At 38.7% G+C, this 17063-nt stretch carries 18 protein-coding genes; 14 read left to right on the forward strand and 4 right to left on the reverse strand.

The features are described 5' to 3' along the window. Positions 1 to 109 precede the first annotated feature (109 nt). Complete coding sequence (locus C8P64_RS08600; RefSeq protein ID WP_108172216.1) at positions 110 to 988, forward strand: AraC family transcriptional regulator; 879 nt, start codon at positions 110 to 112, stop codon at positions 986 to 988. Positions 989 to 1045: 57 nt separating this feature from the next. On the opposite strand, the gene C8P64_RS08605 is transcribed toward C8P64_RS08600, so the two are convergent. Beyond that, a complete protein-coding gene (locus C8P64_RS08605; protein ID WP_108171666.1) occupies positions 1046 to 1399 on the reverse strand; it encodes a 4Fe-4S dicluster domain-containing protein in 354 nt (117 codons plus the stop codon). Between the two features lie 141 nt (positions 1400 to 1540). Between C8P64_RS08605 and C8P64_RS08610 the strand changes: the two genes are divergently transcribed. From C8P64_RS08610 to C8P64_RS08645, 8 genes are all read left to right on the forward strand, one after another. Beyond that, the gene (locus tag C8P64_RS08610) at positions 1541 to 2599 is read left to right on the forward strand and encodes an acyl-CoA reductase (RefSeq protein WP_108171667.1); all 1059 of its coding nucleotides are present in this window, start codon (positions 1541 to 1543) and stop codon (positions 2597 to 2599) included. A 69-nt stretch (positions 2600 to 2668) separates the two neighbouring features. Further along, entirely contained in the window at positions 2669 to 3733 is a 1065-nt protein-coding gene (gene serC, locus C8P64_RS08615) for a 3-phosphoserine/phosphohydroxythreonine transaminase (protein ID WP_108171668.1), read from the forward strand. A gap of 26 nt (positions 3734 to 3759) precedes the next feature. Then, entirely contained in the window at positions 3760 to 4737 is a 978-nt protein-coding gene (locus C8P64_RS08620; protein ID WP_108171669.1) for a D-2-hydroxyacid dehydrogenase, read from the forward strand. A 54-nt stretch (positions 4738 to 4791) separates the two neighbouring features. Continuing rightward, a complete protein-coding gene (locus C8P64_RS08625) occupies positions 4792 to 5415 on the forward strand; it encodes a DUF937 domain-containing protein (RefSeq protein WP_108171670.1) in 624 nt (207 codons plus the stop codon). 38 nt (positions 5416 to 5453) lie between these two features. Next, entirely contained in the window at positions 5454 to 5882 is a 429-nt protein-coding gene (locus C8P64_RS08630) for a DUF6146 family protein (protein WP_108171671.1), read from the forward strand. 29 nt (positions 5883 to 5911) lie between these two features. Further along, positions 5912 to 6217 carry a DUF6787 family protein gene (locus tag C8P64_RS08635; RefSeq protein WP_108171672.1) on the forward strand — a complete coding sequence of 102 codons (306 nt, stop codon included), beginning with the start codon at positions 5912 to 5914 and terminating at the stop codon, positions 6215 to 6217. Positions 6218 to 6220: 3 nt separating this feature from the next. Beyond that, positions 6221 to 6538: a hypothetical protein gene (locus C8P64_RS08640; RefSeq protein WP_146167200.1), complete on the forward strand. Its 318-nt coding sequence runs from the start codon at positions 6221 to 6223 to the stop codon at positions 6536 to 6538. A gap of 48 nt (positions 6539 to 6586) precedes the next feature. After that, the gene (locus C8P64_RS08645; RefSeq protein WP_108171674.1) at positions 6587 to 8860 is read left to right on the forward strand and encodes a TonB-dependent receptor; all 2274 of its coding nucleotides are present in this window, start codon (positions 6587 to 6589) and stop codon (positions 8858 to 8860) included. Positions 8861 to 8919: 59 nt separating this feature from the next. Here the strand turns inward: C8P64_RS08645 and C8P64_RS08650 are convergent, their stop codons facing one another. The 3 genes from C8P64_RS08650 to msrA are packed head-to-tail and all read right to left on the reverse strand — an operon-like array spanning position 8920 to position 10416. Next, entirely contained in the window at positions 8920 to 9222 is a 303-nt protein-coding gene (locus tag C8P64_RS08650; protein ID WP_108171675.1) for a hypothetical protein, read from the reverse strand. A gap of 44 nt (positions 9223 to 9266) precedes the next feature. Beyond that, positions 9267 to 9863 (reverse strand): GTP cyclohydrolase I FolE, encoded by a 597-nt coding sequence (gene folE / locus C8P64_RS08655; protein WP_108171676.1) that lies wholly within the window; start codon positions 9861 to 9863, stop codon positions 9267 to 9269. Between the two features lies 1 nt (position 9864). Beyond that, complete coding sequence (gene msrA / locus C8P64_RS08660; RefSeq protein ID WP_108171677.1) at positions 9865 to 10416, reverse strand: peptide-methionine (S)-S-oxide reductase MsrA; 552 nt, start codon at positions 10414 to 10416, stop codon at positions 9865 to 9867. Between the two features lie 144 nt (positions 10417 to 10560). Here msrA and C8P64_RS08665 point away from each other — a divergent pair, with 144 nt between their 5' ends. The 5 genes from C8P64_RS08665 to C8P64_RS08685 all read left to right on the forward strand — a co-directional run bounded on the left by C8P64_RS08665 (position 10561) and on the right by C8P64_RS08685 (position 17046). Continuing rightward, on the forward strand, positions 10561 to 12999 hold the full coding sequence (locus tag C8P64_RS08665) for a DUF5916 domain-containing protein (RefSeq protein ID WP_108171678.1): 2439 nt from the start codon (positions 10561 to 10563) through the stop codon (positions 12997 to 12999). A gap of 52 nt (positions 13000 to 13051) precedes the next feature. Next, complete coding sequence (locus C8P64_RS08670; RefSeq protein WP_108171679.1) at positions 13052 to 13711, forward strand: ABC transporter ATP-binding protein; 660 nt, start codon at positions 13052 to 13054, stop codon at positions 13709 to 13711. A 20-nt stretch (positions 13712 to 13731) separates the two neighbouring features. After that, on the forward strand, positions 13732 to 14502 hold the full coding sequence (locus C8P64_RS08675) for a TIGR02757 family protein (RefSeq protein WP_108171680.1): 771 nt from the start codon (positions 13732 to 13734) through the stop codon (positions 14500 to 14502). A gap of 61 nt (positions 14503 to 14563) precedes the next feature. Then, on the forward strand, positions 14564 to 15775 hold the full coding sequence (locus C8P64_RS08680) for a sensor histidine kinase (protein WP_108171681.1): 1212 nt from the start codon (positions 14564 to 14566) through the stop codon (positions 15773 to 15775). A gap of 68 nt (positions 15776 to 15843) precedes the next feature. After that, positions 15844 to 17046 (forward strand): GAF domain-containing sensor histidine kinase, encoded by a 1203-nt coding sequence (locus tag C8P64_RS08685; protein ID WP_108171682.1) that lies wholly within the window; start codon positions 15844 to 15846, stop codon positions 17044 to 17046. Positions 17047 to 17063: the final 17 nt, after the last annotated feature.

The raw sequence follows: 17063 nt of genomic DNA on the forward strand, positions 1-17063 counted from the left end.
ATTCAGAATTACAATGAAAACGTTTTCGGTTAATTAAGAACATAAAAGAGGTAATTTTGTAATGTCTTCACCAATAATTGCAGATTAAATTTATAAGAAAAAGATGCAGATGGGAACAGGAAACAAGCCAACGCTGGAAAAGATAGAACCGGGATTTGGAAGTTCCTTCTCCTATAGAACTTATTACAGTGATCCAGATCTCCGGAAACCTACTTTCTGGCATTATCATCCAGAGATAGAACTCGTCTATGTTAATAAAGGCTGCGGGAAAAGGCAAATTGGCAGTCATATATCCTATTATCGCAACGGAGATCTTATTCTTATAGGCTCTCTTCTGCCCCATTGTTCTTTTACAGATAGTCTTACCGGCCATGAGCGTGAATCTGTACTTCAGTTCAAGGAGGATTTTCTAGGAGAGAAGTTTTTTGATGCTTCAGAAATGGTCGGAATAAGAAATTTACTGGAACGCGCTAAAAAGGGAATTGTTTTTCACGGGGAAACCAAGCGAAGTATTGGTGCCAGAATAGAAAAACTAAAAGACATGGATCCATTCTCCAGGTTGCTGGGTTTACTGGAAATATTAAAAAGGCTGGAAAAAGCTGAGAACTATACCATTCTTAACGCTGGTGGTTTTATACTGGAAACATCACTACAGGATAATGACAGGATAAATATCATTTTCAACTTCGTAAAAGAAGAATTTATCCGGCCTATAAGCCTGGATGAGATCAGTGAAAAAGTAAGCATGACCAATCCTGCCTTTTGCAGGTATTTCAAAAAGATCACTGGCAAGACCTTTACCAGGTTTGTGAATGAATACAGGCTGGCGCATGCCGCTAAACTTTTACATGAAAAACAGATAAGTATTACCGATGTTTGTTTTGAAAGTGGTTTCAACAACTTTAGTCACTTTAATAAGCAGTTTAAGGCTTTCACAGGGAAATCACCCTCCACCTACAGAAACGAATTAAAATTTAGTGTTTCATAAAAAAATCCCGCTCATTTCTGAACGGGATCTTTCTTCAATCTTATTTATAAATTTTAATTATGCGTCATGGTGCATAAAGCGTTGTTTGGCCAATAATTCTTCTTCTGTTTCCACATGATCTTCATCTGGAACACAGCAATCTACAGGGCAAACAGCGGCGCACTGAGGTTCTTCGTGAAAACCTTGACACTCGGTACATTTATCTGGAACAATATAATAGATCTCATCACTTACAGGTTCCTGCGCTTCATTTGCGTCGGCTTCTTTCCCGTTTGGTAATACTACATTACCTTCAAGATCGGTACCATCGGCATATCTCCAGTCATCTGCTCCTTCATAAATTGCGGTATTCGGGCATTCTGGCTCACAGGCCCCGCAGTTTATGCATTCATCGGTTATAATAATTGCCATAGCTCTTCTTTTATTTGTAAATTTAAAAACACAACGAAAAAAGACCGGTAGCTTTTAGGAAATTTTATGGTTTTAAGCTGCGGAAACTTTAATTTCGCTGCACAAATTTAACATAGGGCACATTCATAACCAAATTAGACGATGACAATCGACGACCATAAATCACATCTTATAACTTTAGGTAAATTTCTTCAGCAGTTTCAGCTAACAGAATCGGTAAAAAACAAGGATATCCCCGGGAATGATAAGTTCTTTGCTGAAATGGAAGAAAAGATAGATTCTGCCATTCATTATAATGGCTGGTTCAATCGTGAAAATATCATCTTCTCCCTGCAACAGTGGAGTAATGCATTAACCCCAAGAAATCTCAAACTCTGGCTGGACAGCTATAATCTTTCAGAAAGCGGCGGAAAAACCGTAGGTATCGTTATGGCGGGAAATATTCCCCTGGTTGGATTCCATGATTTTATCTCTGTGTTGGTTTCCGGCCACAAGGTTTTGGTAAAACAATCTACCAGTGACCAGCAACTACTTCCTGTAATTGCCGCTTACTTAATGCACCTGGATAAACGCTACGAGGAGCGCATCAGGTTCACCAAGGACAGGCTGGAAGATTTTGATGCGGTGATCGCTACCGGTAGTAATAATACTGCCAGATACTTTGAATATTATTTTAAAGGCAAGCCAAGTATTATAAGAAAGAACCGAAACTCGGTCGCGATTCTTACCGGAGAAGAGACAAAAGAAGACCTGCAAAAGCTTGGTGAGGATATTTTCAGGTATTACGGCCTGGGCTGTAGAAATGTTTCGAAACTATATGTTCCCGAGAATTATGACTTCGATAGTTTCTTTAAGGCTATTTACGAATGGAATCCCTTGATAAATCAAAATAAATATGCCAATAATTACGATTATAACAAGGCGGTTTATTTAATGAGCGAATTCAAATTACTGGATAATGGTTTCCTGATCTTGAAGGAAGATGAGAGTTTTGGATCCCCTATCGCCTCCTTGTTCTATGAAACATATTCTAATCCAAAGGAACTGGAAGAAGTACTGGAAAAGAATTCAGATAATATCCAGTGTATCGTGAAAAAAGATTCAAATAAGAACGAGGTAACTTTTGGCCAGACCCAGAAACCAGAACTATGGGATTATGCGGATAATGTAGACACTATTGAATTCCTTTCTAAAATTTAATCTTATAATTTTCATAACAGCAATTGCCTGAGAATTTTGGCATCTTTGCTTTAACCAACTATAATTTTTATGAAAAAGCACAACTTTAGCGCAGGTCCCTGTATTTTACCTCAAGAGGTATTTAAGGAGGCCTCTCAGGCTATATTGGATTTTAATAATTCAGGTTTATCCATTTTAGAAATCTCTCACAGAAGTGCAGATTTTGTATCGGTGATGGAAGAAGCCCGTTCTTTAGCCCTTGAATTACTGGGCTTAAAAGACAAAGGATATAAAGCCCTTTTTCTACAAGGCGGTGCCAGCATGCAGTTTTTAATGACGGCATATAACTTGCTAGAGAAAAAAGCGGCTTATCTAAATACCGGTACCTGGTCTTCTAAAGCGATCAAAGAAGCCAAATTATTCGGAAATGTGGATGAAGTTGCTTCCTCCAAGGATAAGAACTTTAATTATATACCGAAGTCCTACGCTATCCCAAGTGATGCCGATTATTTTCACTGTACCAGTAATAATACCATCTTCGGGACTCAAATGAAAGAATTCCCGGCTACGAACATCCCTATGGTTTGTGATATGAGTAGTGATATTTTTTCAAGAGAAATCGATTTTTCCAAATTTGATCTTATTTACGCCGGAGCCCAAAAAAATATGGGGCCTGCGGGAACAACTCTTGTCGTGGTAAAAGAAGAAATTCTTGGTAAAGCCTCCAGGGAGATCCCTTCTATGATGGACTACTCTGTGCATATAGGCAAAGACAGTATGTTCAACACCCCAGCAGTTTATGCTGTTTATGTCTCTTTACTTACTTTGAGATGGATCAAGGCAAAAGGAGGAATCAAAGCCATGGAGGAGCACAACAACAAAAAAGCTGAACTTATCTATAACGAAATTGATCGGAATCCGCTATTCACAGGATTTGCGGCCAAGGAAGATAGATCTGCTATGAACGCTACTTTTAACCTCGTGGATGAATCTCACAAGGAAACATTCGATAAAATGTGGAAAGAAGCTGGTGTAAATGGATTGAATGGTCACAGAAGCGTTGGAGGTTATCGTGCTTCTATGTATAATGCGCTTAGCCTTGAGAGTGTGCAGGTAGTTGTAGATCTAATGAAAGAACTGGAAAACAAAGTCTAAATAAATTTTATAGAATCATTTAGAAAATGAAAGTATTAGCAAATGATGGTATCTCCGAAAGCGGAGCAGAAACTTTACGAAAAGCCGGGTTTGAGGTAATTATCAAAAAAGTTGCCCAGGAGCAGCTTAAAGATTTCCTGAATAAGAACGGTATTAGTGTACTTCTGGTTAGGAGCGCAACCAAGGTTGGCAAGGATATCATCGATAACTGCATTCATCTAAAGGTTATTGGCCGTGGTGGTGTTGGGATGGATAATATTGAAGTTAAGTATGCACGTAGCAAAGGAATTGCTGTGATCAATACTCCTGCTGCTTCTTCAAGTTCGGTAGCCGAGCTTGTTTTCGCTCACTTGTTTGGCGGAGTAAGACATCTACATGATTCTAACCGAAATATGCCATTAGAAGGAGATTCCAGATTTAAGGAACTCAAGAAATCCTATGCCGGGGGAATGGAACTTAGAGGAAAAACCCTTGGTATCATAGGCTTCGGAAGAATTGGTCGCGAAGTGGCTAAAATAGCCTTAGGTATTGGAATGAAAGTGATCGCCAGCGATCAACATGTTGGAGAAGCTGAAATCACTCTTGAATTCTATAATGATCAAACTATTAAAATTCCTATTAAAACTGAACCTGTAGAAATGCTTATCAAGGATTCAGATTTTATAACCCTGCATGTTCCAGCCCAGGCTAAGCCGATTATTGGAACTAAGGAGTTTGAACAAATGAAAGAAGGTGTTGGTATTATAAACACCGCCCGTGGAGGTGTTTTAGATGAAGAAGCTTTACTTGCAGCCATAGAATCTGGAAAAGTAGCATTTGCAGCCTTGGATACTTACGAGAATGAACCAACCCCAGCGATCAAGCTTTTAATGAACGAAAGCATTTCTTTAAGTCCTCATATTGGTGCGGCTACGAATGAAGCCCAGGAACGCATTGGAGTGGAACTTGCCGAACAGATCATAGATATCTTAAAGAAGAAAAAAAGTGCCGCTCAGGATAGCTAAATTCATCTGGTTTTTTTGTAAATTCTAAGGATTTACATCTTAAAAACAATAATTATGGCATCTATCCTGGATATATTAAATACACCTGCGGGAGAGGCACTAATCAATGGTGCAAGTAAAAAAACTTCAGAAGAAAAAGAAAAAGTAACTTCAGCTTTGGGCATGGCGCTTCCCCTGCTCCTCGGAGCAATGAAAAATAACGCAAGATCAAAGGAAGGGGCCGCGAATCTAAATGCCGCCTTGAACAGTGATAAACACGATGGTTCTCTTCTTGAGCAATTACAGGAACTCGACCCGGATTATCTTCACACCGAAGGCGATAAGATCGTAAACCATATCCTGGGCGAAAAACAGGATAATATATCCTCAAATCTTGGCTCTGCCCTCAACATGGATAAAGATAAGCTTAGCGCTATCATTAAAATGGCTGCTCCATTGATTTTAAGCATTTTAGGAAGCCAGAAAAGGAAAGACAGCGTTAGCGAAGATGGTCTAACCGATCTTCTTGGTTCGGTATTGGGCAGTAATTCCAAACACGACACCTCATTCCTGGAAACCATCCTGGATCGAGATGGGGATGGTAGTATCATTGATGACATTGGAGGGATGATCCTTGGCGGTGGTAAACCAGATAAATCTGATGGTAGCATCCTTGGCGGATTCACCGGAGGAAAATAATAGGTATAATTTTTGAACTTAACCTGCTAAAATTAAAGATGAAAAATATTATTTATATAGCGCTGCTCGCTCTGTTCGTTTACAGTTGCGGTTCCAGTGGTGGCAGAAATTTCCCTTCAGACAAGATCGCGAATTCTAAAAATGATACGGTAAGGATCGCGAACGATAGCCTGGAATACGAGATCATTATAATTGAACCCGGATTCAATCTTTTCATAAATTCCTACGCAAGGCCTAGAGGTTATTACTCCCTGCCTTTCCTAGAAAACAAAAATCAGTTCCTTGTTACAGAATATAACCAAAGAGTAAGGCAGCCACAGATCTTTAATCCAGATCTTTACCTGAATGAAATAAATTATGATCCCAGTATAGATTATGGCTACGAGGTGAATTATTTATTATATAATTACTTTGTATACTTCAGTAGACATTACAATCAGCGATTTAGTGTACCCACAAGAATTTGATTCTTTAGTCAAATCCTTATATTTGCAGCATGAAGAAATTGAAAGACCGCTGGGGAATAGATTCTAATTGGCAATTATGTATCATTTTTCTTGTATTTGCTATCACCGGATCTACGGCAGCAAAACTTGCGAGTCCTGTGGTAAGCCTTTTAGGAATAGATGCTGAAACGAGTCACTGGGCAGTTTACTGGTTCTTAAGAATCGTTCTAATATTTCCAATTTACCAGGTATTGTTGGTCTGCTTTGGGTGGATCTTCGGTCAGTTTCAATTTTTCTGGGCATTCGAAAAGAAAATGCTTTCCAGAATGGGATTATCTAAAGTTTTCAAAATATAAGATTTGAAGATCCTGAAAAACATATTCTTTATTTGCTCGGCAGTTTTGATACTGCTTCCGGGTATCGTTAGTTTTTCACATATTTTCTCTGAACATAGCCATAAACTATGTGATAATTATGCAGAACACCACTATCACCTAAAATCTATAGATTGTGATCTGCATAAGTTCAATAAAAAATCTGTCTACACCTTTATATTCACAGATTATTCCCTAGTTTCAGAAGTAACTGAAGTAAAGGAAAAATTCGATTACTACTCATTTTTAAATGATTATGAGCCTCTACATTTTGATCTAAGAGGACCTCCATATTTTGCTTAATTACCTTTTAGAAGAGCAAAAAAATACCAAATCATTTAAAAAATAATAATGCGAAATACATTGTTAATTACACTGCTTCTTGCAGTGAATACGTTTATATATAGTCAGGATCAAATAACAGGGACTATTACCGACGCTGAAACCGGCGAACCTATTTTTAGTGCAAATGTCTATTTTCCAAAACTGGAAAAAGGAAGTATGACCGATGTTGATGGTAAATTCAGCATTAGCAATCTACCAGAAGGAAATTATAAGATCGTTATTTCCTCTATCGGCTACGCTACCTTGAACCAGGAGATCACGCTTCCTGCGGGAAACATTCAATTCAGCCTGCAACCTTCAGCAATAGAAATGGAAGAAGTCATCGTTTCCACACCTTTTCACCAGTTACAAAGTGAAAATGTAATGAAGGTTGATCGAAAAAGCATTTCCGAATTAAATAAAAAAGGAGCGATAAACCTTTCAGATGGAATCACTCAAATCGCCGGGGTTGAAAGTCTTACTACCGGAATCGGGATCGGAAAACCGGTAATTAGAGGTTTAAGTTCCAACAGGGTGTTAGTATATACTCAGGGAGTACGCCTGGAAAACCAACAATATGGTGATGAACATGGACTGGGAATCAGTTCAAAAGGAATTGGAAGCGTAGAGGTCATTAAAGGGCCGGCATCCTTGCTTTATGGTAGTGATGCTATAGGTGGTGTACTTTATCTCAACCCAGAAAGTTATGCCTTTGAAAATACCACCAATGCTGAAATTGAAAGTGACTATTTCAGTAATACCAATGGATATCAGTTCAGTGGAATGGCAAAAACTTCCGGAGAAACATTAAAGTTCCTTGCCCGCGGTAGTTATGCTGCCCATAGTGATTATGAGACTGGTGATGATTATCGCGTGACCAATACTCGTTTCAATGAAAAAGACTTTAAGGCTGGGATTGGTTTCCAGGATAACAAATACAAGGGAGATCTGCGCTATAATTTTAATCGCAGCGAAATTGGGATTCCGGAAGAATTAGGAGTTCAGTCAACAGATAAAGATCCGCTTCTACCATACCAGGAAATAGACAATCATGTACTTAGCCTTGATAACAGGTTTTACTTCAAGAATTCCAGTATAGACTTTAAAGTTGGCTATCAGTTCAACAATAGAAAAGAATTTGAAGAGCATCACGAAGAGCATGAAGGTGGGGAAGAACATGAAGAAGAGGAACATGAGGAAGAGCATGAGGAACACGAAGAGGGAGAACCGGCCTTGGAGATGCACCTGGAGACCTTAAACTATAACTTTAAGTATAACCTGCCGAAAATAGGTAATTTCGAAACTATTGCCGGAGTTCAGGGAATGTACCAGACCAATGAAAACTTTGGGGAGGAACTATTGATCCCTGATGCTACCACAGTAGATTTTGGAATATATGCCACTACTCACTATCATCTTGAAAAATGGGATTTTCAGGGTGGGCTTAGATTCGATACCAGAAACCTGGAAAGCGAAGCTTATACAGCTGAAGATGGTGATGTAATAGATGCGGTAGATCGTAATTTTAATAGCATCAATGGTGCAATTGGAGCGAAATATCAAATAGATCAGAAATTCATTGCCAGGCTTAATCTTGCCAGTGGTTTTCGTGCTCCCAATTTATCTGAGCTAACTTCTAACGGGGCGCATCATGGTGCGAACAGGTATGAAATAGGAAATCCAGACCTGAATAATGAGCAGAATTTCCAGGTAGATCTTGCTTTTGAGTGGAGAAATAAACATTTTGAAGCCTATGTAAATGCCTTCTCTAACTCGGTAAACGATTATATTTATATAAATCCTACCGGTGAAACCATAGAGGATGATCCTGTATTTGAATATGTTCAGGATAACGCGAATTTATTTGGTGGTGAAGTTGGTTTCCATATACACCCACACCCGCTGGACTGGCTGCACCTGGAAAGCAGTTTTGAAACTGTAACTGGTAAACTGAACAATGGCAATTACCTTCCGCTAATCCCAGCAAATTCATTGACCAACACTTTTAGAGTTGAATTTGAAGAAGGAAAAGTATTTTCAGATAAATATGCTTTTATAAGGCTGAAGAATGTTTTCGATCAGAACAACTCTGGTGAGTTTGAAACAGATACTCCGGGATATGCATTATTTGGAGCAGGATTGGGAACTAGTATCGATCTGAATAATTTTCAAGTAGACCTTAGTCTTACTGGAAATAACCTGTTTGACAGATCATATATTTCTCATTTATCCAGGTTAAAACCTGATAATTTACAGAATATAGGCAGGAATATAATGCTCTCTGCTTCTATAAAAATCTAAAAAAATAAAGGCTGTCATTCTCATGACAGCCTTTATTCCATTAACTAATTAAGCAAACATTAATAACTTTCTACTTTAATAACTCTAGGCCTTAATGGCTCTTTCTTCCATACATAGGTATAAAGATACATGAGCGTGAAAGTTGGAATAATATCGGTTCCTGGAAGGATCTCTTCAAGGAAAACCAGCACAGAGGCTATCTTCCCCTTTCTACCGGGATACATTTCACTCATTTTCTTTGCTGCATAAGGCGCCCAGATAAGATCCAGGAACGGTCCTATAACAGGAATTGCAACTGTGGCCATACCTGCCAGATCGTAGGCAAGACCTTTTATAAAAGTTTTATTTCTGAATATGTTCATCGCTTTGATTTTTCTTAATTAAATCAAATAAGGTGCCAAACAGGCTAACGCAGGTCTGAGCTGATAAGTTTCAAGAATTCATTCCTGGTTTCTATTTCCTTAAACTGGCCACGAAAACCAGAAGTCGTGGTCGCCGAATTTTGCTTCTGAACTCCTCGCATCATCATACACAAATGCACCGCTTCAATAACTACAGCCACTCCTCTTGGCTTTAAGGTTTTATTTAAGCATTCCAGGATATCGTTGGTAAGTCTTTCCTGAACCTGCAACCTGCGTGCGAATACGTCTACCACCCTGGGTAGTTTACTAAGCCCTACGATCTTACCGTTAGGGATATAAGCAATATGCGCTTTTCCGAAAAATGGCAGCATATGGTGTTCGCAAAGAGAATATAATTCGATGTCCTTTACTACGACCATTTCGTCATAAGTTTCTTCAAAAACTGCCTTTTTAAGGATCTCCTCAGCATCCATGGAATAGCCCTGGGTTAAAAACTGCATCGCTTTTGCGGCTCTTTCAGGAGTGTTTAAAACTCCTTCCCTATCTGGATCTTCACCAACTCCCGCAATAATCTCCTTGAAATTAGCTTTAAGACCTTGGGTAAGCTCCTTATCGTATTCCTCAATAAATTTATATGACATTTTAGTTCTTGTGTTTCAGTTTATCAGAAAATAATTTCTTTAATTTAGTGATCTTAGGATCTATAATAAATTGGCAATATGGTTGTTGCCTATGCTGATTGTAAAAATCCTGGTGTTCCTGCTCAGCGACATAAAAAGGGCCTGCCTCGGTAACCTCCGTTACTATAGGATCATCAAATGATTTTTCTTTTTCAAGTAGCTGTATAATTTCTTCTGCGGTCTTTCTTTGATGTTCATCATGATAGAATATTCCGCTTCTATATTGGGTTCCCACATCATTTTGCTGTCTGTTCAAAGTCGTTGGATCATGGGTAGCAAAGAATACCAGCAACAACTCCTCAAATTTTATAATACTGGGATCAAATTCAATTTCTATTGCCTCGGCATGACCGGTCCTGCCGGTAATTATTTCTCTATAGGCCGGGTTTTTAATGGATCCGCCGGTAAATCCGGAAACTACCTTCTCTACTCCTTCTAATCTTTGAAAAACAGCTTCAGTACACCAAAAACATCCTCCTGCTAAAGTTGCTTTTTTCAACTTTTTATCTTCCATAAATACAAATATATATTTTTGTTTAACAAATCTAACCTTTAAGTAAACAAAATAGATTCTGTTTAACTTGATTTTATAGAATAATTTTGTTCAGTCCTAATATCAGTAATACATTTACGCGGTTTTAAGAAATAATCTGAATCAATGCCCCTAAACAGAGTTTTACCTTTTCTTCTTTTCCTGATCAGTTTCTCATTATTCTCTCAGAACATTCCTCAAAATCGGAAGATATATCATACCAAAAAAATCACTTCTGCTCCAAAAATAGATGGACTTTTAAATGAAGATATCTGGGATGAGGCGGAGTCTGCAGAGAATTTCGTAATGCTGGAGCCCGGCGATGGGGATCCTATTCCTGCTTCTCATGATACCAGGGTTAAAATATTATTTGACAATACCGCGATCTATATCGCTGCTACCCTGCTGGAAGACGAGCCGGAAAAAGTCATGAGACAACTTACCCAAAGAGATAATCTTAATCAATCTGAGTTTTTCCAGTTAGATCTTAATACTTATGACGACGGGGAAAACCAGACCCGCTTTATAGTTACCTCTGCCGGTACCCAGGCAGATGCAAGATTAACCGGGAATAATGAGGACTATGGTTATAACGTGGTATGGGAATCTGCGGTCTCTCAGGACGAGCAGGGCTGGTATATTGAGATGAAGATCCCTTATTCTGCCTTGAGGTTTCCCGAGAAGCCTGAACAGGAATGGGGAATCCAGTTCTCCAGAAGGATCACGCATTTAAACTCTACCTATGTTTGGAACTATATAAACAAATCCCTGGGGGAGGCTTCTCAATATACGGGCTTACTGAAAGGTATTAAGAATATAGATCCACCGGTAAGGCTTAGCCTTTATCCATATACTTCTGTAGCTGTAGATCAATTTGATTCTAATTCAGATTTCAATTTGAATGCAGGGCTGGACCTTAAATATGGCATCAACGATTCCTTTACTCTGGATATGACCCTCGTCCCAGATTTTGGACAAACAGCCTACGATGAAGTAGAATTAAATCTGGGACCCTTTGAACAGATATTTGGAGAGAACCGGGCATTTTTTACCGAGGGTACAGAACTCTTTAATAAAGGAAATCTATTCTATTCCCGAAGGGTTGGCAGCACCCCGGTAGGCTTTAATGACGCTCAAACAGACCTGTTAGAAAATGAAGAGATCGTAGAGAACCCGGACAAGGCAGACCTGTTGAATGCTCTTAAGATTTCCGGAAGAACAGAAAGAGGCCTGGGAATTGGATTTTTTAATGCGATCACCGATAAGGCCGAAGCCGTTTACCGCGATTCTATTACCGGTGAAACCAGGAAAAAGACAACAGAGGCTGTGGCCAATTACAATATTCTGGTGCTGGATCAGCGCTTTAATAAGAATAGTTCTATAACTCTGATCAATACTAACGTAACCAGGAATGGAAATTTCAGGGATGGGAATGTTTCGGGATTATTATTCGATGTTTATACCAGATCCAATACTTTCAATTTTTCCGGGGAAGCTAAAATGAGTAATGTCAATCTACCCGGACAGATGAAAACTGGTTTTGCTTCCAATTTTTCATTTGAAAGAACGAAGGGAAAATTCAGGTATCGCTTTGGTCATGATTTTGCAAATGAGACCTATGATATCAACGACCTGGGAATAAACTTCACCAATAATTACAACAATTTTTCCTGGGGCACTTCGTACCAGATCTTCGAACCACAGGGAAATTACAATTTTTATAAGATCGGTATCTATGGGCAGCATCTGCGTAGATACAGACCAGATATCACGGTGAATACCGGATTTGGTGGAGACTTCTTTGCCGTGACCAGAAAAAGGTTTGCCTTTGGTGGAGCTTTAGGTGTCAATTCTGAATTCCGTGATTTTTTCGAACCAAGAGCTAAAAATACTTATGTTACCTATAAGCCCTTCAGCGATATGAATTTCTTTGTTTCTTCAGACTATCGAAAGCAATTCGCCTATGATGTGCGCGTGAATTACGAAGAATACTTCAAATCCTCCCAGAATTATTTCAGGATAAATGTTGAGCCCCGGTTTAGATTCAGTGATAAATTCAACATGATCTATGAATTTCAGTATGCCTATCAGAATGACCGGTCCAGTTATGTAACTCAAGTTGAAAGAGATATCATTTTTGGTGAAAGAGATCAAAAAAGCATAGAAAACTCTATTAACGGAAATTATAATTTCAATACAAAACAGGGGCTTAACCTTAGTTTTAGAAATTTCTGGTCTACAGCGAGTTTCGCGGATAATGGATATACTCAACTTGGAAATAAAGGTGAGCTGAACGAATTCGATTACGAGGTAAATGAAGAAAACAATCCCAATACCAACTTCAATATCTGGAACCTCGATCTCAGTTATCGCTGGCAATTCGCGCCGGGAAGTGAAGCAGTACTGCTTTACCGTAATTCCATCTTTAACGAAGATAAACTAAGTTCTCTGGGATTCGACGAAAGCCTCGATAATCTCTTTGCGAGACCGGCGAGACATAATTTAAGCCTTCGTATAGTCTATTTCATAGATTATAATAACATAAAGAACTTATTCCAGGGCTAAGCTTGGGGAATCTGTCTAATTTGGCTATTTTCGGAGCACTTATTTTTCCTAAATGATAATTGCCAAGAATATTCATAAATACTACGGAGACCTGCATGTGCTGAAATCTGTAGATCTTCATATCAAAAAGAGCGAGATCGTTTCTATAGTGGGTGCTTCCGGAGCCGGAAAGACTACTTTATTGCAGATCCTGGGTACCCTGGATAGTCCCACAAAGAAGAAAAATTCTCAATTAGAAATTAACGGTACAAATATCTACGGACTTAAATCCCGTGAACTTTCTAAATTCAGAAATAAGCATATTGGATTTATTTTTCAGTTCCACCAGTTGCTTCCGGAATTTACGGCCCTGGAAAATATCTGTATCCCTGCCTTTATCCACAAGACGCCAAGGAAAGATGCCGAAAAAAGAGCGATGGAATTATTAAGCTTTCTCGGCCTTAAGAACAGGGCTTCCCATAAACCCGGGGAATTAAGTGGTGGTGAACAGCAAAGGATCGCCGTTGCCAGAAGTCTTATCAATAATCCTGCGGTGATCTTTGCCGATGAACCTTCAGGAAACCTGGATAGTGAATCTGCGGAAAACCTTCATAAACTCTTTTTCAGGCTAAGAGATGAATTTGAACAAACCTTCGTTATTGTAACTCATAATGAGGAACTGGCAGATATGGCAGATAGAAAACTTACCATGGTAGATGGTGAAATAGTTTAATTAGAAAACCCTTTCTATTCTTGAATAAAACTGAACTCAAAGCCTTTCTCGATTATAAAGTAGATCAATATAACACGCCTGAATTTATAGATTCAGATCCAATACAGATCCCGCATCTGTTCAGCAAAAAAGAAGATATTGAGATCGCAGGTTTTTTAACTGCGACTATCGCCTGGGGTAACCGGAAAAGTATCCTCAACAATTCTCATAAATTAATGAACCTTATGGACATGAGTCCTTATGAGTTCGTGATGAACCACCAGGAAAACGACCTGGAGACATTCGAAGGTTTCGTACACCGTACTTTTAATTCTGACGACCTATCTTACTTTGTTAAAGCCTTACAGAACATCTACACCAATTATAGAGGCCTGGAGTCTATTTTTTCTGAAAATGCAACGAGGGACAGCCTGCAACCGGCGATACATCAATTCAAAACTATTTTTTTTGAATTAGAACATCAAAGGAGAACCGAAAAGCACGTAAGTGATCCCCTGAAAAATTCTGCGGCGAAACGCATCAATATGTTTTTAAGGTGGATGGTTAGAAGTAATGACACTGGTGTAGATTTCGGGATCTGGAAAGACATCTCCCCTGCCCAACTTTCCTGTCCCCTCGATGTGCATTCTGGAAACGTTGCCAGGAAACTAAAACTTTTAAAAAGAAAGATGAACGATGCTAAAGCCCTGGCAGAATTAGATCATAATTTAAGAAAAATGGACAGGCTGGATCCCGTTAAATATGACTTTGCTCTCTTTGGCCTTGGAGTCTTTGAAAAAGGGCAGTTTTAGACCTTGGTAGTCTCGTTTTTTTTAGTTTTCTTTAACAAATTAAAAATCTGATATCTTATTAATGATAAGTCCCGTTATTCCTGCCAATGAGGAAAAAAGGCTCGATTCAATTAAAGATCTTGATATCATTGGCTCATTACCCGAAGAAACTTACGACAGCATTACCAAGCTTGCCAGTGCTATATGTGAAACACCAATAGCCCTTATCACCATTTTGGATAAAGAGATCAATTGGTTTAAATCTAAGGTTGGTACTTCTATAGAAAAATCTGAAAGGGAGATCTCTTTCTGTGGCCATGCTATTCTGGAACCTCAGAAGTTGTTTGAGGTGCCTAATACATTAAAAGACGAACGATTTAAGGACAACCCCCTTTCCATAGCTAAAGAAGGTGCGATAAGGTTTTATGCCGGTGCCCCAATTTTAGATGAAGAAGGATTGCCTTTAGGTACCTTGTGCGTATTAGATTCTAAAGAGCATCATTTGAGCGATGCACAAAAAACGGCTTTAAAAGCCTTGGCTAAGCAGGTTGAGGTACTCTTCAACTACCGCAGAAAGAACAAGGAACTTGAAAAACTAAAGGATGACCTTGATGAGAACAACCGTATACTAAGGGAGTTTGCCAGCACCGTTTCCCATGATCTAAAGATGCCACTTGCCAATATGATCATTACGGCAGATATCCTTAAGGCTAAATACTCTGGTAATCTTGATGAAGAAGGTATAAAATATCTTAATTACCTGAAACAGTCCGGGCTTACTCTTAGTGACTATATCAACGGACTTTTAGATTACTATTCCAGCAATGTAGAGGCTAACAGGGAGCAGGAATTCTTTTTGAATGACCTTCTGGAAGATATTATCGACTTGCTGAACATCGCAGAAAACTGTGAGATCAATCTACCAGATAACAACCTGAAAATATATGGAAATAGCGCGGCTGTTGGCCAGATTTTCATGAACCTGATCAACAACAGTCTTAAATATAATAGCAACGAAAAAATTGTTATTGATATAGATTGCACAGAGAACCGTGAATTTTTCAATTTTAGTGTAAAGGATAACGGAATTGGTATTCCTACCAGTAAGCACGAAGAAATATTTGAACTCTTTACCACGGCAACAGACAGTGACCGCCAGGGAAAAAAGGGTCACGGGATTGGACTTTCCACGGTGAAGAAATTAGTAGGTAGCCTTGGTGGGTTTATAAATGTAACTTCAGAAAAAGGAGAAGGAACTTGTTTCGATTTTAGTATAAAGCGTTATATTCAATAGATTAAAATATTTTTTAGTGAAAGTTATTTTTTTTTAAATAACTTTAAATCAATATTTTATTTGGGGAGATGCAACATAAATTAGTTCCCTTCAATGAAAAGCTTAGGCAAACCGCATTGAGGGAATACAACATATTAAATTCGGGGCCAGACGAAGATTATGACAATCTTACGTTTCTTGCGGCCACTATTTCCAATTCTCCCGTAGCCAAAATAAGTATCGTAGATAAAACACGTATCTGGAATAAGTCTACCTATGGTGCAGATGTTGAGGAGATCTATAGAGAAAATTCTTTTTGCGATCGCGCTATCCACAGCGATTCTTCTATACTTATTCTAAAAAGAAGCGAGCATCCAGACGTCTTTGAAGCTGCCAAAAATATTTATGACCGTGAGTTCTCATTCTATGCCGGCGTACCTCTTCATAATCCGCAAGGACATGCCATAGCGGTTTTCTGTGTTTTCGACACCCAGGAAAAAGAGCTGTCCCTGGAACAAAAAAGAGGTTTAAAAGCGTTAGCTAAACAGGCACTGAATCTTTTTGAATTCCGAAAGCAGAAGATCAAGCTGTTCCAGGTTCAGAATAAACTGAAAGAAAAATATCATGAACTTGAAAAATTTGCCAGCCTCGTTTCTCACGATCTAAAGTCACCTCTAGCAAATATTATTTCTCTTACCGAGTTATTAAAAGATGAAAATGAGGGAAAATTTGATGAAGACACTGAGCAATACCTGAAATTTCTTGTTGAATCTTCCTATTCTCTTAGAAACTATATAGACGGTATCTTAAGCTTTTACCGCAGTGATCATGTAATGGAGAAGGATTATACCAATGTTGATCTTCGCAAGATGCTGAAGGGAATTGTAGATCTATACCAGGTTTCAGATGATATCAAGATCACATACCCAGATGATATTATGCTGCATAACGTAAATAAGGCTGCGCTCACCCAGGTTTTTATGAACCTGATTAGCAATGCACTTAAATACAATGATAAGGATATTAGAAAGGTCGATATAGCCTTTGATAAGAATGAGGAATTTTACTTTTTTGAGGTAAAGGACAACGGAAAAGGGATTCCGCAGGAAAAACATAATGAGATCTTTGAACTTTTCACCACCCTCGATTCGTCAGATCGGGAAGGAAACCTGGGCAGCGGAATTGGCCTGGCTACCGTAAGAAAACTTATAGAATCTATGGGCGGGTCTATCTCTATTGAATCTGAATTAGGTGAAGGCAGCAATTTTAAATTCTCTATTAAAAGGTTTTAACGCTTAATCGGCTATCA

The sequence above is a fragment of the Christiangramia gaetbulicola genome (assembly GCF_003054225.1).
Classification (GTDB): domain Bacteria; phylum Bacteroidota; class Bacteroidia; order Flavobacteriales; family Flavobacteriaceae; genus Christiangramia; species Christiangramia gaetbulicola.

Excerpts from the sequence above, each read along its gene's own strand:
- C8P64_RS08650 (WP_108171675.1), bottom strand. The coding sequence starts at position 9,222 with ATGAACATATTCAGAAATAAAACTTTTATAAAAGGTCTTGCCTACGAT.
- C8P64_RS08630 (WP_108171671.1), top strand. The coding sequence starts at position 5,454 with ATGAAAAATATTATTTATATAGCGCTGCTCGCTCTGTTCGTTTACAGT.
- serC (WP_108171668.1), top strand. The coding sequence starts at position 2,669 with ATGAAAAAGCACAACTTTAGCGCAGGTCCCTGTATTTTACCTCAAGAG.
- C8P64_RS08645 (WP_108171674.1), top strand. The coding sequence starts at position 6,587 with ATGCGAAATACATTGTTAATTACACTGCTTCTTGCAGTGAATACGTTT.
- C8P64_RS08670 (WP_108171679.1), top strand. The coding sequence starts at position 13,052 with ATGATAATTGCCAAGAATATTCATAAATACTACGGAGACCTGCATGTG.
- C8P64_RS08605 (WP_108171666.1), bottom strand. The coding sequence starts at position 1,399 with ATGGCAATTATTATAACCGATGAATGCATAAACTGCGGGGCCTGTGAG.
- C8P64_RS08625 (WP_108171670.1), top strand. The coding sequence starts at position 4,792 with ATGGCATCTATCCTGGATATATTAAATACACCTGCGGGAGAGGCACTA.
- folE (WP_108171676.1), bottom strand. The coding sequence starts at position 9,863 with ATGTCATATAAATTTATTGAGGAATACGATAAGGAGCTTACCCAAGGT.
- msrA (WP_108171677.1), bottom strand. The coding sequence starts at position 10,416 with ATGGAAGATAAAAAGTTGAAAAAAGCAACTTTAGCAGGAGGATGTTTT.
- C8P64_RS08665 (WP_108171678.1), top strand. The coding sequence starts at position 10,561 with ATGCCCCTAAACAGAGTTTTACCTTTTCTTCTTTTCCTGATCAGTTTC.
- C8P64_RS08685 (WP_108171682.1), top strand. The coding sequence starts at position 15,844 with ATGCAACATAAATTAGTTCCCTTCAATGAAAAGCTTAGGCAAACCGCA.
- C8P64_RS08680 (WP_108171681.1), top strand. The coding sequence starts at position 14,564 with ATGATAAGTCCCGTTATTCCTGCCAATGAGGAAAAAAGGCTCGATTCA.
- C8P64_RS08600 (WP_108172216.1), top strand. The coding sequence starts at position 110 with ATGGGAACAGGAAACAAGCCAACGCTGGAAAAGATAGAACCGGGATTT.
- C8P64_RS08635 (WP_108171672.1), top strand. The coding sequence starts at position 5,912 with ATGAAGAAATTGAAAGACCGCTGGGGAATAGATTCTAATTGGCAATTA.
- C8P64_RS08620 (WP_108171669.1), top strand. The coding sequence starts at position 3,760 with ATGAAAGTATTAGCAAATGATGGTATCTCCGAAAGCGGAGCAGAAACT.
- C8P64_RS08610 (WP_108171667.1), top strand. The coding sequence starts at position 1,541 with ATGACAATCGACGACCATAAATCACATCTTATAACTTTAGGTAAATTT.